Here is a 15,312-nt window from a genome sequence, read left to right as displayed (position 1 = left end):
TGTGTCTCGACCCCCACCCTGCGTGGACGTCGTCCCGTTGTCGATGGCAGTACTCAACCATCGGCCCACGAGCGCCGTCGATGGGGAGGTGTCCCCATGAGGTGCCCGTGGTCGTCACGTCGCTACCGCGGGAGCGCGACGTGCAGCTTGCGCGCCCTGCCCGAGACCACGAGGAAACCGCGTCCCGGCGGGAAGTCCGCGCGGCGGATGCGGCCGAGCCCCGTCCCGAGCAGCGTGTCGCCGTCGAGGTCGCCGGGCGTCAGGAGCAGACCGGTGCGGCCCGCCTTGAACGGCTGCGCGATCGCCCACGCCTGGCCCCACGTCGAGGACTCCGCCTCGCCCACGACGAGCTGCTCGGCTCGCGTGGCGGCCCGCACGAACGCGACGAGCGGCTGCTCGGCCGGGGTGCCGGTGAACTCGGTCACCGACTCGACCAGCACCGTGAGCGTGCCAGGACGCAGCGACCCGCCCTCGATCGCCTGGGTGAGCGTCTCGAGGAGCGTCACGACCTCCTCGGGCGACGTCGCGACGGTGTCCCACGCGTCGAGCGCCGAGATGCTCGTGCGGCGCGGCGAGAGGTACACGACCCGGCCCGCGCGCGCCCGGCGCACGGCCTGCGCGATGGTGACGAGCGCCGTCGTGCGGCCGCCCCCGGGAGGGCCGGAGAGCATGAACGTACCGCGCGCGGGGAGCCCCACGGGCGCGATGTCGAGGTCGTCGAGGCCGATCGTCGGGCGCCCGCCCGTGACCTCCGGCAGCGCCTCGAGCGCGAAGCCGTCCGGCAGCCGCTCGACGCCCGGCGCCTGCGCGATGCCGAGCCGCGTCATCGCGTCGCGGAGCTTGCCGAGCTCGCGCGCCTGGAGCGCGACGTTCGGGTCTCCGCCGAGCACCGCGACCTGGACCTCGTTCTCGTCGAGGACGCCGCGCCCGGGCGGGGACGTCAGCGACAGCACGTCCTTCGGGACGCCGAGCGTCAGGTAGTCGTCCTCGCTCGCGAGGCGCAGCACGAGCCGCTTCTGGATCGTCGAGCCGAGCGACGTCGGGACCGACGCCGCGCGGTCGCCCGCGACGACGACGTGGACGCCGACCTGGCGCCCGTCGGTCGCGACGGCCGTGAACGCGCCCCACACGGGGAACGCGTGCGCGGGCCGGAACTCGTACGACTCGCGGAACGCGCCGATGCCGTCGACCAGCAGCAGGATGCGCGGCTCGTCGGGCGCGCCCGCGAGCCGGCGGTACTCGTCGAGGCTGCCCGCGCGGACGGCGGCGTAGCGGGCGGACCGCTCGTCCACGAGGTCGCGCAGGGTGCGCAGCAGGCGCTGGACGCGCTCCTCGTCGTCGCCCGAGATGACGGCGCCGACGTGCGGCAGGTCCTCGAGCATCCGCAGGCCGCTCGCGCCCGCGTCGATCGCGTACACCTGGACGGGGCCGCCGCGCGCGGTGATGGCGGCCGAGACCGCGATCGTCCGCAGCGTCGCGCTCTTGCCCGACCCGCCCGTGCCGTAGATCGCCATGTTGCCGTCGCGGTCGGGCTCGTAGAACACCGTCGGCTGGGCCTGGGACTTCGGGTCGTCCTCGACGCCGAGCAGCAGCATCGTGTCCGTGCGCGGGTTCGGCAGGCGCGCGAGGTCGTACGTCGGCGCGAGCTCGGCGAGCCACGGCTTGCGCGGCATCGGGACGGCGGCCTCGGTCGCGGCCCGCGAGATGGTCGCGACGACGCGCGCGATGTCGTTGGGGCCCGGGTCGGTGACCTCCTCGACCTCGGGCTCCGGGAGCTCCCAGCGCACGCCGGTGCCGAACGACATCTCCTGGACGTCGATCCGGGGGCGCTCGGGGCGCGACGTCGTCCAGCCGCCGGCGTAGCCGGTCTGGAACGGGGTGATCCGGCCGGGGCCGGTCTTCACGGCGCCGCGGCCCGGGATCGACGGGTCGAAGTGCGCGGCCATGGGGATGCCGAGGATGTCCGTCGAGTCGTCCTCGTCGGCCATGCGCAGCGCGACGCGCAGGTTCGTGTTGGCGCGCAGGTTGTCCTTGATGACGCCCGCGGGACGCTGCGTGGCGAGGATGAGGTGCAGCCCGAGGGACCGGCCGCGCTGGGCGACGTCCACGACGCCGTCCACGAACTCGGGGACCTCGTTGACCAGGGCCGCGAACTCGTCGACGACGATGAGCAGGCTCGGCGGCGCGTCCGGGTCGCCCGTGCGCTCGAGGGACGCGAGGTCCTTGGCCTTCTTCCGGTTGAGCAGGTGCTCGCGGTAGCGCAGCTCGGCCCGCAGCGACGTGAGCGCGCGGCGCACGAGGTGGGGCGAGAGGTCCGTGACGAGCCCGACGGTGTGCGGCAGGTTCACGCAGTCCGCGAACGCGGCGCCGCCCTTGTAGTCGACGAAGAGGAACGTCACGCGGTCCGGGCTGTGCGCCGCGGCCATGCCGAGCACCCAGGACTGGAGGAACTCGGACTTGCCCGCGCCCGTCGTCCCGCCCACGAGCGCGTGCGGGCCCTGCGTGCGCAGGTCCAGGTAGAGCGGCTCGGTGCCCGAGTGGCCGACGAGCCCGCGCAGGTTGGTCGGCGCCGAGCGCCGCACCGGCGGGGAGCCGTCGCGCGGCGTGAGCGACCCGTTCTCGCGCCAGGCGTCGATGAGCCGGCTCGGGTCCTCCGCGAGCGCCGTGCCCGCGAGCGCGAGGTAGGAGACCGAGCGCGGGAGGTCGGAGTCGTCGTCGACGGGCGCGCCGACGTCGACCACCGGGGCCAGGATGCGCGCGACTTCGTGCGCCGTCGCGAGGTCCACCGTCTCGCACGCGACGGGGAAGGTCAGGCGCCCGACGCGGACCTCGCCGCTCGTCGCGCCGGCGGAGCCGCCCGGGGTGTCGGCGGTGTCGACGGTGTCCACGAGCACGAACGTGCGGCACGCGGCCGGGAGCTGCTCGACGGACGGCGCGACCCACACGACGTGCACGCCGGCGTCCGCGCCGCGCTCGACGAGGCGCGTGAGACGCGAGCGGTCGACCGGGGCGTCGTCCTCGACGAGCACGACGACGGTCGGCAGGACCGGCTTCGGGGTGTCCTCCCCCTCCTCGGGGTCGATCGGCCCGCGCAGCTCGGCGTGCGTGCCGAGGTCGGCGCCGCGCAGCTCGACGAGGTCCTCGAGCCGGGACAGGAGCGACTGCGCGGCCCCCGGGTTGTCGGCGAGGTGCTCGCCGCCCAGCGGGCTGTGGGCCGACCCGGTGTGCGGGAGCCACTCGAGCCACTCCCAGTCCGCGCGCGAGCGCTGCGACGTCACGGCGGCGAGCACGAGCTCCGACGGCGAGTGCAGGCCCGCGAGCTGGACCAGCACGCCGCGCGCGACGGCGTCGACCGCGGCGCCCGCCCCCGCGACGCCGAGCGCGCCGTCGGTCCGCAGGCGCGCGACGACCGGGACGCCGGAGATCGTGGCGCACTGCGCGTGCAGCTTCTCGAGCTCGTTCCAGTACTCCGGCAGCGTGTTGTTCTCGTTCGGCTGCTCGAGCTGCGTGCGCGCGGGCGCGGAGCCGAGACCGATCCGGACGGAGAGGAACGCGTCGTGCTCCGGGCGGTGCGTCCACAGCAGGCCGCCGAGGCGCCGCACCGCGTCGACCGTGTCGGCCACCGAGGGCGCCTCGGACAGCCGCACCGCGCGCTCGACCGCGTGCGTGCGGTCGATCGTGTCGCGCATCGCGACGACGGCGGCCTCGAACTGCTCGCGCTGCGCCTTGAGCTTGCGCCGCGCCTGCACCTTCTGGTCGAGGTAGTTGCCGAGCATGAGGATCGGGCTGAGCCCGATGAAGACGATCGACAGGACGTTGCGCGTGACGGAGTAGAGGATCACGCCCATGAGGAGCGGCGCGACCATCGCGAGGTAGGGGAACCGCTGCGGCTCGGGCGGCTGCGGCGGCTTGGGCGCGCGCAGCTTGCGCTCGCCGAAGCGGGCCACGACGCGCGGGGACCGGTTGAACTCCACGACCGGGCTCGTCGGCGCGAGGCTCGTCGTGCGGTGCAGCGCGACGACCGAGACCACGGTCGTGCCGATCGTCACCGTGTCCGCGGACGTGAGCGTCGAGCGCAGCATGCGCTGACCGCCCATGACCAGGCCGTTCGCGGAGTTCGTGTCCGTGATCTCGATCGTCTCGCCGACCGTGATGCGCGCGTGCCGCTTCGACACCTGCGGGTCGCTCAGACGGATGTCCATGTTGCGGTCGCGCCCGAGGTAGCTCGTGCCCACCGGCAGCGAGAACTCGCGCCCCGCGTCGGGGCCCTCCAGCACGCGCAGCACGGCGACCGCGGCCCCGCGGTCCTGCCCGGGCGAGTCGAACTGCTCGGAGACCCGCACGATCGAGACGGTCGACCCCGAGCGCAGGCCCGCCTCGACGAGGTCGCTCGTCGGCGACAGCACGCGGCCCTGGCCGCTGCCCGACGGCGACGTCCCGACCTGCAGCGTGAGCCGGTCCGGGACGGCGGTGCCCGCGCGCGTCGGGTCGCCCGCGAACAGCGCCTCGGCGACGTCGCGCACCGACGCCGTCGCGTCGGCCGTGACGGCGACGTTCGTCGTGCTGGCGTCGGGGCGGTGCAGCGTGAGCTTGATTCGCACGGGAGTTCCTCGTTCGGGTCCGGGTGGTCAGCGGCGGACGGCGAGCGGTCGACGGGCGCGACCGACCGGAACGCGCGGCGCGCGCTCGCAGGAGCGGGCGGGCTCAGCCGTCGTCGGTCAGGTCGAGCAGGGGCAGGTCGGCCGCCGTCACGAGGCGCGACGCCACGGCGTACTCGACGAGCCGCGCCCGGCGGTTCGTCGCGAGCGCGCCGGGCCCGCCGCGCAGGCCCTTGACGCCGATCCGGTCGAGCTTGTCGCACACGTTGTCGAGCTTGCGGTTGAAGCGCGTCGTCGCCCAGCCGAGCCGGGCCGCCGCCGCGGCGGACGACGGGATCTCCGACAGGCCCGTGCCGTCGCGCCGCAGCATCGGCTCGGCGAGCGCCACGATGAGCTGCTTCTGGCTCGTCGTGAACGTGATCATGCCGATCGTCGTCGCGCCGCCCGCCTCCGGGTCCTCCGAGCGGATCTCCTGGTAGGGCGCGCCGCGCAGCTGCGCGGTGATCTCGTACGTCGTCGGCCCCGCGGTGAACACGATCGACGTCGTCGGGAAGACGATGGGCAGGCGGTTGCCCGGCGAGAGCCACGACTGGACGCCGCCGCCCGAGTCGCACACCGTCGCGGAGATGAGCGACCCCACGTTGGCGAGCCACCAGATGCCGCCCTCGTGCGCGATGCGCAGGAAGCGCCGGTGCAGGTACGGGTTGTCCTCGATCGCAAGGTCCCCGTCGCGCCCGATGTCGAACGGGTCGCCGTCGGTGGACGGGCGGAACCACTCGCCGCAGAACTCGACCGCCAGCTCGCTCATGCGGCCTCCCCCGTGACGCACGTCTTCTGCGGCGCGGCCGAGACCTTGCCGTCCCGGTCGACGATGACCTCGATGCACACCTGCTCGCCGGGCTTGGCCCGGAGCTCGACCGACGTCTTGTCGAAGTTCTCCTTGAACGGCGTCTCCTCGATCGGGTCGATCTTGCGCCACCAGAAGGAGTCGTCCTCGAGCGCCTTGTCCGAGTCGTAGGCCCACGTGAACGTCGCGACCTCGCGCGCCGGGTCGTAGGTGCCGACGAGGTCGTTCACCGGGGGCACGAGGTCGCCGAGGTTGTCCGACGGGACGAAGTCGTCGTCGGGCGCGGTCGAGCTCTCGCCGCCCGCGGTGGTCTCCGTGTCGTCCGGCGTCGCGTCGGGCCGCAGGAGGAAGAACCCCCCGACGGCGACCGCGACGCCGACGACGCCCGCGACCGTCGCCCAGAGCGCGCCGCGGCCGGAGCGCTGCTCCTGCGGGGACGCGTCGTCGGGCGCCTGGTCCGGTCCGGCCGTCCGGTGCACGGTGTCCTCGACGGGCGGGGTGCCCCAACCACCGGGACGCCGCGGGCCGGGGTACAGCCGTGAGGGGTCCGTGAGCTCCGCGACGGGCGCGCCGCCCTGCCCGACGGCGGTCGTCGGCACCGTGCCGGACGTCCCCGCCGAGGGCCCCTGGTCCCACGCGGCGGGCGCGTACGGCACCTGGGGGCGGTACGGCGCCGGCTGCCCGGGCGCGGTGCCCGGGGCGACGGTCTGCCCGGGCCACGCACCGGGCGGGGCGGTGTGCAGCGGCGTGGTCGGCTGCGTCGGACGGCCCGGCGCCACGGGCCCCGCGGACGTTCCGGTCCCGGACGGGTCGATCGAGACGACCTGGCGCAGGCGCGTCCCGGCGTCGTCGTCCGGCTCCTCCTCCTGGACGTGGCCCGAGTCGTCGAGCAGGTCGATCGGCGTCACCGCGTACGACAGCTCGTTCTGCACCTGCTGGAGGGCGCGCGCGAACGCGAGGACCGTCGGGTAGCGCGACGCCGGGCTCTTCGCCATCGCCGTCGCGAGCACGCGCTCGAGCGAGGCGGGGACGTCGGTGCGGCCCGTCGGGGGCAGCGGCGAGCCCTCGATGCGCGAGATGAGGTTCGCGCTCGAGTTCGACCCCCCGGGCACCTCGAACGGGGTGCGCCCGGCGAGCAGCGTGTACGTCGTCGCGGCGAGCGCCCAGACGTCCGTCGCGATGCCGCTGCGCGGGGGCTCCGCGAACGACTCCGGCGGTGACCACGGGATCGACATGCCCTCGGCGCGTGCCGCGTCGTCGACCGTGGACGAGATGCCGAAGTCCGTGAGCGCGGGGTGCCCGTACTCGGTGACGAGGATGTTCGCGGGCTTGATGTCGCGGTGCAGGATCCCGGCGCGGTGCGCCGTCTCGACGGCACCGGCGATCTGGACGGCCGTGCGCAGCGCCTCCGCGACGGGGAGCCGCTCGGTGCGGTAGCGCGCGCCGAGGTTGGGCCGCGAGCAGTACTCCATCGCGAGGTACGGGCGGCCGTCGTCCGCGATGTCCGCCTCGTACATCGTGACGATCGACGGGTGGGTCGAGAGCGTCGCCATGAGGTCGGCCTCGGCGTCGAACGCCGCGCGCTGCGAGTGGCTCGACCACTCGTGCAGCAGCACCTTCACCGCGACGCGGCGGCGCGGGCGCTGCTGCTGGTACAGGAAGACGTCCGAGAACCCGCCCGAGCCGATGAGCGAGACGTACTCGAAGCCGCGGATCTCCGGTGGTGGGGACGGTGCGCGCTTGCTGCTCACCGGATCCCCTCGAACCGCAGGGTCACGCCGTCGCCCAGGTCGGCGACGTCGCCGTCGACGACCAGGACCGGCTCGGACGGGTGCAGGCGCCGCGGCGGCTGGCCGGCGCGCAGGAGCGTGGTCCCGTTCGTCGTCGCCATGTCGCTGACGAGCACGTGCCAGCCCTCGAGCGTGATCTCCAGGTGCGAGCGCGAGATGTCCTGCTGCGGGCTCGGCACCGTGACGAGACGCGGGAGCTCCGCGGCCTGCGTGCGCGGCGAGCGCGGGCGACGGCCCACGACGATCGGCCGGTCGAGATCGAGCGTCTGGCCCGTCGAGACCACGACCCGGCCCAGCGGCGGGCGCACGGCGAGCTCGGCGTCGCCGTCGAGCGGCGCGTCGCACACGGCGCACGTGTCGCGCGACGGCGGGTTCGCGTGCCCCTCGGGGCACGTGCGCGCGAGGATCTGCTGCTGCCCCGGTGCGGGCGGCGGGCTGAAGGACGGGACCGGGGGCGGCACGGGCGCGTCCTCGACCGCCGGCTCCTGGGCCGCCGCGCGCAGGTCCGCGATCGCCGACGACAGCACGGTGTGGCCGTCGTGGTCGAGCCCGGCGACGGGCGCGGGCTCGTCGTCGGGCGTGACGGTCGCCGCCCGGTGCGCGGCGGCGGGCGTGGCGCCCGTCCACTCGCGCGGGACGCCCGCGATGAGGCCGTCCGGTGCGGGCGGCGGGGCGGGCACGGGCGCCTCGTCCGTCGGCGGGACGGGGACGGCCGGGACGGGCGGCGCGGGCGGCACCGTGGCCGACGGGGCGGGCTCGTCGGCCTCGTCCGTCTCCTCGTCCTCCGCGGAGCGGACCGCGGCGTCCTCGACGGTCCGCAGGATGGTGGAGCCCCACAGGTGGGCGTAGTCGTCGTCCTCCTCCGGGGGCGCCTCGGAGACCGGCGCGGCCGGCTCCACGACGGGCGGCGGCTCGACGGCGTCGGGCTGCGGCGCGATCGTCTCCTCCGGGAGCCGGAGCGTCGCCCCGAGACCGCCGAGGACCGTCGTCGCCGACGGCACCGCGGACGCCTCGGCGAGCGTCGCGGTCTCCGCGGCGGCGTGGCTCGCACCCGGACCGGGCTGCGAGGCCTGGTCCTCGCGGGCGCTCGCCTCCGAGGTGACGAGCCGGTCGTCGTCCGGCCCGGGGTCGGAGCCGAGGTCCTCGCCGCCCGCGACGGGCAGCTCGGGGCGCTCGGGGCGCTCGACGAGCGGCCACGCGACCGCGGACGCGAGCACCACGCCCGACTCGAGCGGCACGGAGAGCGCATCCCCGAGGAGCGGCCCGCCGGGCGGTGCGGGCTCGACGGGCACCACGCCCGCGTCGGCCCGGACGAGCAGCTCGACGACGTCGTCGAGGACCCGCTCCGACCAGGTGGTGACGCCCTCGCCCTCGACCTGGACGCGGTCGCCGCCGTCGAGCTCGAGCGTGACGGAGAGGCGGCCGCGCGCGGCCACGTGGACGCGACGGCCGGTGACGACCGCGACGACGAACGGCGGCACCGTGCGCAGGCTCGAGCCGAACGCGCCCGTGAGGACCTGGAGGACCTCGACGACGCCCGCGTCGGTGCCGAGCTGGTCCCACACCTGCTCGACGAGCGAGGGCTCCACCGGTGCGGGCAGCACGACGACCGCGCCGCCGCGCACCACGGTGCGTGCCGTTCCGGTGACGTAGCGCAGCGTCACGTCAGACCCCCGATCTGCAGACGAACATCCCTGGGCAGCGTGTCCTCGTCGACGACCGGACCCGGCGCCGCCACCTGGTCCCGCGGCGTCGTGCTCCCGCCGCTCGTGTCGTCGGACACGCCCGTCGCGTCGACGACGACGACTGTGATGTTATCCCGGCCACCGGCCGCGATGGCCTCGTGGACCAGCCGCTCGGCGGCGCCCTGCGGGTCCGGCGTGGCGAGCAGGACCTCGGCGATCCGCTCGTCGGACAGCTCGCCGGTGAGGCCGTCGGAGCAGACGAGCACGCGGTCGTGCCGCTCGATGGGCAGGTACCAGAAGTCGGCCTGCGGGGCGTTGCGCGAGCCGAGCGCGCGCGTGACGACGTGGCGCCGCGGGTGCGTGAGCGCCTCGGTCGGGGTGAGGAGACCGGCGTCGACCATCTCCTGCACCTCGGAGTGGTCGACGCTCACCTGCTCCAGGCGGCCGCCCGCCAGGTGGTAGGTGCGCGAGTCGCCGACGTTGACGACGAGCCAGTACGGGTTGCCGTCCTGCTCGGAGACGACGACGCCCGTGACGGTCGTGCCGGCGCCGCGCCCCGGCTCGGTGACGATCGCCTGCACGTTCTCCTGCGCGACCGCGATCCGGGTCCGCACCTCCTCGGGCGTGACGACCTCGAGGTCGGCGAGCGGGCGCAGGGCCTCGACGGCCGTCGCGCTCGCGACCTCCCCCGCCTCGTGCCCGCCCATGCCGTCGGCGACGAAGAAGACGGAGCGCGCGGCGAGGAAGCGGTCCTCGTTGAGGAGGCGGCGGGCGCCGCGGTGCGACGCCGCGCCCCAGGCCAGGTGCACCTCGGCGGGCTGGTCGGTGGTCACGAGACTCCCGGGTGGACGACGAGGCGACGGTCGCCCACGTGGATGGTCGCGCCGACGGGGACGCGCACGCGCGTCCCCGGCTCGGCGACGCGGGGCGGGGATCCGGGCACCGAGACGACGGTGCCGTTCGTCGAGCCGCGGTCGGTGAGCCACAGGCCGCTCGGGTCGACGCGCAGCTCGGCGTGCGTCTTGGAGACGGAGCGCGTCGGGTCGTCGAGGGCGACGAGGGTCCACGGGCCGTCGTCGGGCGCCTGGGGGTTGCGGCCCACGAGGGTCGGGCGGTCGACGGTGCGCCGCTCCCCCGACTCGAGCTCGAGGACGACGGCCACGTCGGGCGCGGGGTCCATCGCGCGCACGTCGCGCGCGGACATCCGGGTGCTGTCCCACTCGGGCTCGGCGGCCTCGGGACCCGCCGGCGGGGCGGCGGACCGCGCAGCAGCCGGGGCGGGCGTCGGCACGGGCGCGGGCGTCGGCACGGGCGCGGGCGCCGGCACCGCGGCCGGCGAGGGCGCGGCGGGCGCCGGGGCGGACGTTCCGCTCCCGACGCCGGGGACGCCCGTGATGAGACCGCCCTCGGTGGGCGCGGGCGCGGGCGTGGACGGGAAGGCCCACGGGTCCGGCACCGGCGCGGCCGGCACCGCGCCGGACGCCTCGCCCGGGCGGGCCGGCGAGGCGGGAGACGGCGGCGGCGCGAACGACGCGGCGGGGGTCGCGGCCGACGGCGCGGACGGGCGCCCGGCGTCGGGCGCCGGGTACGACGCCGGGTGGCCGCCCGGGGCGGCGGGGTACGCGCCGGGGGCGGCCGGGGCGCCGTACGCCCCGGCGGGGCCGCCCGCCACGAGCGAGGCGACGCCGTCGTACCCCGAGGACGTGGGGGCGACGCCGCGCACGTCGAGCACGAGCGACCGGCCCGCCTTGTCGTGCCAGCCCTGCGACCGGCCGGAGGAGTCGAAGCGCGGGCTGAGCAGCACGACGAGGATCCCGCCCAGCGGCACGACGCCCACGATGATCCAGCGCAGCGCCGCGCGCCCGAACCCGACCGGCCCGCGAGTGCGCGCGTCCACCGTGCGGATGCCGGTCGCGAGGTTGCCGAGCGTCTTGCCCGTCGATCCCTCCCAGAACCAGACGCCGACCCACCACGCGAGCGCGAGCACCGCGGCCACGACGTAGACCACGAGGATCTTGCCGAGCAGCGCGGCGGCCTCGTCCTGGGTCACCGTCTGCACGCTGCCGAGCGGCGCACCCACGACCGCGAGACCCGCCACGAGGACGACGAGCGCGACGACGGCCGGCACGGCCGCGTCGACGAGGTACGCGAGGAACCGGCGGCCGGTCCCGGCGAAGGGCGCGGCGGCGAGGGACGACGGCGACGCCCCGGCCGAGACCGGGACGAAGGCCTTCTGCGTCGCCGCGTAGACCTCGGGCTCGGTCGTCGTGTCCGGCGCCGAGTGCGCGACGGCGGCGTACGGCAGGTCCGGCCCACCGCGGCCCGCGACGGCCTGGACGCCGCCGACCGGCCCGGCCGACGGCGCGGCGACGGGCCGGCCCGTCCGCGGGAACGGCTGACCGCACACCGCGCAGAACGCGGCCCCCGGGGACTGCGCGGACCCGCAGGCGGGGCACGTCACGTCGCTCATGACTCGTCTCCCTGTCGACTCGACGGCCCCGACGACGACCCTGCCGCCGGGGGCACGGCTCCACCCCGCGCACCGGCGCGGCGGCCGGGCAGCCACCGGCGCAGGCCCGCGGAACCGGCGCCCGCACGCACGGACCGCAGCGAGAGCGCGGCGCGCACCCGCGCGCGACGGTTCACGGAGGAGCGTAGCCCTCCGACGACGGAGTCGACGTCCGCCCAGAACGCCTCGATCTCCTGCTCGGTCGGCTCCCCGGTGCCGAACACGGTCGCGTCGGCGCGGTGCGCGAGCGGGATGGTCGCCGTCGCGCCGTACGCCTGCGCGAGCACCCCCGCGCCCTCGCGGCGCGTCGAGCCGGCGGGGACGGGCGTCCCGAGGTCGGTCGCGGCGTCGAGCACCTCGCGCCAGCCACCGCTCACGCGGTCGACGGGCCGTTCCGCGGTGCGGCGCCGCGCCCGGCGTCGCGCCTTGTACGCGAGCACGAGCACGACGGGGAGCGCGAGCAGCGCGAGCGGCACGACCACGGCGACGCCGATGAGGACGGCCTGCCCCCAGTCGAACCCGTCGCTGTCGGCCTTCTCCTTCTCCTCGTCGTCGATCTTCCCGGCCTCGGCCTCGGCCGGCTCCTCCGGCGGCTCCGGGTCCTCGAGGATCGGGGGCTTGGGCACCTGGAGGCTCTTCGGCTCGGGCTGGATCTTGTTGTCCTCGTCCGGGATCGCCGTGATCGGCACCCAGCCGTGCCCGACGAACGGCACCTCGGCCCACGCGTGCACGTCGGTCCCGGTCGCGGTGTACGGCTCGCCCGGCTCGAGCGGGTTCTTGTCCAGGTCGGGGTAGAAGCCCATGACGACGCGCGCCGGGATGCCGGCCTGGTTGGCCATGAGCGCGAGCGCGACGGCGAACTGCTCGTCGTCGCCCACCATCTCCTCGTCGGCGAGCAGCGTGTCGATGCGCTCCGCCGAGTGGCCCGGTCGCGACGGCGGCTGCGTGTCCAGCCCGCTCGAGAAGATGCCGCTCGCGACGAGGCCGTCGCGCAGCGCGTAGAGCTGGTCGACGGGCTCGGTCTCCTCGCCCATGAACTGCGCGGCCTTGCCCGCGAGCGACGCGGGCAGCACGCCCTTCGGCGGCGTGGGGACCTGCACCGACTGGTCGATCGCCCCGGCGCGCAGGTCGTCCTCGGTGGGCTCGGCCGTGACGAGCGCGTCGAGCGTGTAGGTGTCGCCCGGGCGCAGCCTGGCGGTCGACAGCGCCGTGCCGGTCGTGCCGTTGTAGTACGTCGTGTCGGCGAGCTCGCGCGCCCGCTCGCCGGTGTAGGTGATGCCCGCGAGCTGGCCGACGTCCGGCACCCACACCCCGGTGTAGTCGCCGACCTGGACGTCGAGGCGCGTCGGCGTGCCGGGCGCGACCGTCGCGATCTCCTGGCCCGCGCGCGTGTAGACGCCCGAGCCGGGCAGCCCGCTCGAGACGTCGTAGACGACGCCGTTGTAGGTGTCGAGCGCGGCGAGGCGGACCTTCGCGCCCGGGGGCAGGCCCCGGACGGTGAACAGCTCGTCCTCGCGCATGTCCTTCGCGTACTTGCGGAACGCCGTGAGCGGGCTGACGTACTGGTGCAGGTCGAGCGGCGGGACGACCGTCTCGCGCAGGACGGTGCGCGGGTCGTCGGGCAGGAGCGCGGGGGCCGCGAACGCCGCCGCGACGCCCCCGACGACGAGCATCGCGGCGCCCGTGCGCACGCGGTGCCACCACAGGCGCCGGGTCGCGGCGCGGCTCGCCTCCGTCGTGATCTGGTGCGCGCCGAGCCGCGCGGCGGTGACGCGCCACCCCGCCCAGAGCAGGCCGACGCCGCCGAGCACGAGGCCCTGTGCGACCGGGTACGCCGCGATGACGGTCCCGAGCAGGATGACCGCCACGAACGCGCCGGCCACCGGCACGAGCGCCCACGCGGCACGACGCGCGCGCCACGCGATCGTGCCCGCGAGGAGACCCGTGACGAGCATGAGCAGGTAGGGGACGACCGCGAGGTGCGGGAACGAGTGCAGCGGCGGGACCGTCGTGACGAACTCCTTCCAGCCCGTCACCGCCCCCCGCGCGAGGTCGGCGATCGTCGTGAGCGACGGGAGCACGCCGCCGATCGCGTCGGCGGGCAGGGCGAGCAGACCGCCCAGGAGGAGGTACGCGAGGACCGCGACCGGGAGCACGGTGTAGGCCGCCCAGCGCCGCCAGGCGCCGAGCCACGCGACCGCGAGACCGACGAGGGCGCCCCCCGCCGCGGGGAGCAGGTAGCCCGAGGAGCCCCAGACGGGACCGAACCCGACGACCGTGGCACCGAGGACGAGGACGAGCGCGAGCGCGTCGACGGCGCCGAGCGCCGTGAGGGCGCGCGGCGTGTCGGCGCCGCGCAGCCGGGTCGTGTTCCGCTGCGACGTGCCGGACGAGGGCGCCGGCGTGCCGACCGGCGTGGCGCGGCGCGAGCCGCGCGTCGTGGTGCTGGGAGCGCTCATCAGTCGTTCAGCCTCCGCAGGGCGAGGGGGAGCTCGCCGAGCTCGCCGATGGTGAGGACGACGAGCTCCGCGATCGCGTGCCGGCTGAGGGACGCGCCGGGCACGCACTGGATCGCCATGACGCGCACGTCCTGCGGCAGGCGCGCCGACGCCGCACGGAGCTCCGTCGGGGTGACCCGGCTCCCGACGATGAACGCCACGACGGACGCGTCGGTGATCGTCAGGCCCGCGACGCGCGCGACGTCGACGAGGGACGTGCGCTGCGACTGCGTCTCCACGCGCGCGAGGTCGTCGAGGAGGCGCGTGCGGTGGTCGCCGCGCAGGTTGCCGTCGTTGACGAGGACCGTGACGCCGCGGTCCTCCTTGATCGCCTGGAGCCCGAGGGACCCGCACGCGCTCACGGCGAGCTCGAACTCGTCGTCGTGCGCGTAGTCCTCCGCGCGCGTCGAGAGCAGCACCGCGAGGTGCGAGCGCCGCGTCTCCTCGAACTGGCGCACCATGAGCTGGCCCGTGCGGGCCGTCGTCTTCCAGTGGATGTGGCGGCGGTCGTCGCCGGGCACGTAGTCGCGCAGCGCGTGGAACGACACGTCGGAGTTCGAGATGTCGGTGGTCACGCGGCCCTCGAGGTCCTTGAGGAACCCGGTCGACGAGCCGGACAGGTTCTTGACCCGCGGGTGGACGAAGAGCTCCTCGGGCTCGGTCCACACGACCTCGCGCCGCAGGAGCCCGAGCGGGTCGGCCCGCACGGAGCGCACCGGGCCGACGGAGATGACCGACCGCCGGTGGGTCGGCACGGTGAAGATCTCCTCGTGGCTCCCCTGCGGGCGCAGGCGAGGCACGGGAAACGTCGCCATGCCCTGCCCCACGGGCAGCTCCATGACCGACGGGAGCAGCGGTCGGGCGGAGTCGTTGCGGACGTCGAGCCGGCCCACCGCGCGGTCCCCCACCGTCACGCGCTGCTGCGCGAGATCGAGCACGACGGCGTACCGGAAGCGCCCGAGGACGAACGCGACGGCCGCGAGCAGCGCGACCGTGAGCAGGACCGCCACGACGAGCAGCTCCAGCCACGACAGCGCGAGCCCGGCCCACCAGGCCGCGACCGTGACGACGAGCGCGGCCCAACCGAACGGGCTGACCGCGGACGTCACGGGCCGGACCGTCCGCGCGGCGGGCGCGAGCGCACGCCCGACCGGCGCGGTGACCCGCGCGAGGGGTGCGGCCAGGGGGCGGAGCAGCCCGGCGAGGGCGGACCCCGCGCGGGGTGCGCCCGGGCGGCCGCCGCTGGCGGTGCGGCCGGAGCGGGCGCTGGGGAACCCGCTCGTCGGGCCGGGGGTGGCGTTCATGGCATGGGCTCTCGGTCGGTGCGGGCCGTCGGTCCGCCGGCGGCGGGACGGCGTGCGGCCGGCGTGCGGGACGCCGGTCGC

At 75.9% G+C, this 15,312-nt stretch carries 8 protein-coding genes; all 8 read right to left on the bottom strand.

Annotated elements, in window-relative coordinates:
* Positions 1-122: 122 nt before the first annotated feature.
* Complete coding sequence (locus HKK73_RS04785) at positions 123-4,601, bottom strand: FtsK/SpoIIIE domain-containing protein (RefSeq protein ID WP_085388421.1); 4,479 nt, start codon at positions 4,599-4,601, stop codon at positions 123-125.
* 103 nt (positions 4,602-4,704) lie between these two features.
* Positions 4,705-5,406: a hypothetical protein gene (locus HKK73_RS04780; protein ID WP_043654136.1), complete on the bottom strand. Its 702-nt coding sequence runs from the start codon at positions 5,404-5,406 to the stop codon at positions 4,705-4,707.
* On the bottom strand, positions 5,403-7,196 hold the full coding sequence (locus HKK73_RS04775; protein WP_171467556.1) for a serine/threonine-protein kinase: 1,794 nt from the start codon (positions 7,194-7,196) through the stop codon (positions 5,403-5,405). Before HKK73_RS04775 ends, HKK73_RS04780 begins: the two co-directional genes overlap by 4 nt.
* Positions 7,193-8,899: an FHA domain-containing protein gene (locus HKK73_RS04770; protein ID WP_171467555.1), complete on the bottom strand. Its 1,707-nt coding sequence runs from the start codon at positions 8,897-8,899 to the stop codon at positions 7,193-7,195. Before HKK73_RS04770 ends, HKK73_RS04775 begins: the two co-directional genes overlap by 4 nt.
* Entirely contained in the window at positions 8,896-9,753 is an 858-nt protein-coding gene (locus HKK73_RS04765) for a PP2C family serine/threonine-protein phosphatase (RefSeq protein WP_043660484.1), read from the bottom strand. Before HKK73_RS04765 ends, HKK73_RS04770 begins: the two co-directional genes overlap by 4 nt.
* Positions 9,750-11,390, bottom strand: coding sequence for an RDD family protein (locus tag HKK73_RS04760; protein ID WP_171467554.1), 1,641 nt, complete (start codon positions 11,388-11,390; stop codon positions 9,750-9,752). The genes HKK73_RS04765 and HKK73_RS04760 overlap by 4 nt, the downstream gene beginning before the upstream one ends.
* The gene (locus tag HKK73_RS04755) at positions 11,387-13,888 is read right to left on the bottom strand and encodes a transglutaminase family protein (protein WP_171467553.1); all 2,502 of its coding nucleotides are present in this window, start codon (positions 13,886-13,888) and stop codon (positions 11,387-11,389) included. The genes HKK73_RS04760 and HKK73_RS04755 overlap by 4 nt, the downstream gene beginning before the upstream one ends.
* Positions 13,888-15,231 carry a DUF58 domain-containing protein gene (locus tag HKK73_RS04750; RefSeq protein ID WP_253705787.1) on the bottom strand — a complete coding sequence of 448 codons (1,344 nt, stop codon included), beginning with the start codon at positions 15,229-15,231 and terminating at the stop codon, positions 13,888-13,890. The genes HKK73_RS04755 and HKK73_RS04750 overlap by 1 nt, the downstream gene beginning before the upstream one ends.
* Between the last annotated feature and the right edge of the window lie 81 nt (positions 15,232-15,312).

The organism is Cellulosimicrobium sp. 72-3 (genome assembly GCF_013127315.1).
Taxonomy (GTDB): Bacteria; Actinomycetota; Actinomycetes; order Actinomycetales; family Cellulomonadaceae; genus Cellulosimicrobium; species Cellulosimicrobium funkei.
The sequence above is the reverse complement of the archived record's forward strand: the minus strand, read 5'-3'. Positions and strand labels throughout refer to the sequence as shown.

What these genes read in the sequence shown, in the direction of transcription:
- HKK73_RS04755 (WP_171467553.1), bottom strand. Translation starts at nt 13,888, where the DNA reads ATGAGCGCTCCCAGCACCACGACGCGCGGCTCGCGCCGCGCCACGCCG.
- HKK73_RS04780 (WP_043654136.1), bottom strand. Translation starts at nt 5,406, where the DNA reads ATGAGCGAGCTGGCGGTCGAGTTCTGCGGCGAGTGGTTCCGCCCGTCC.
- HKK73_RS04760 (WP_171467554.1), bottom strand. Translation starts at nt 11,390, where the DNA reads ATGAGCGACGTGACGTGCCCCGCCTGCGGGTCCGCGCAGTCCCCGGGG.
- HKK73_RS04750 (WP_253705787.1), bottom strand. Translation starts at nt 15,231, where the DNA reads ATGAACGCCACCCCCGGCCCGACGAGCGGGTTCCCCAGCGCCCGCTCC.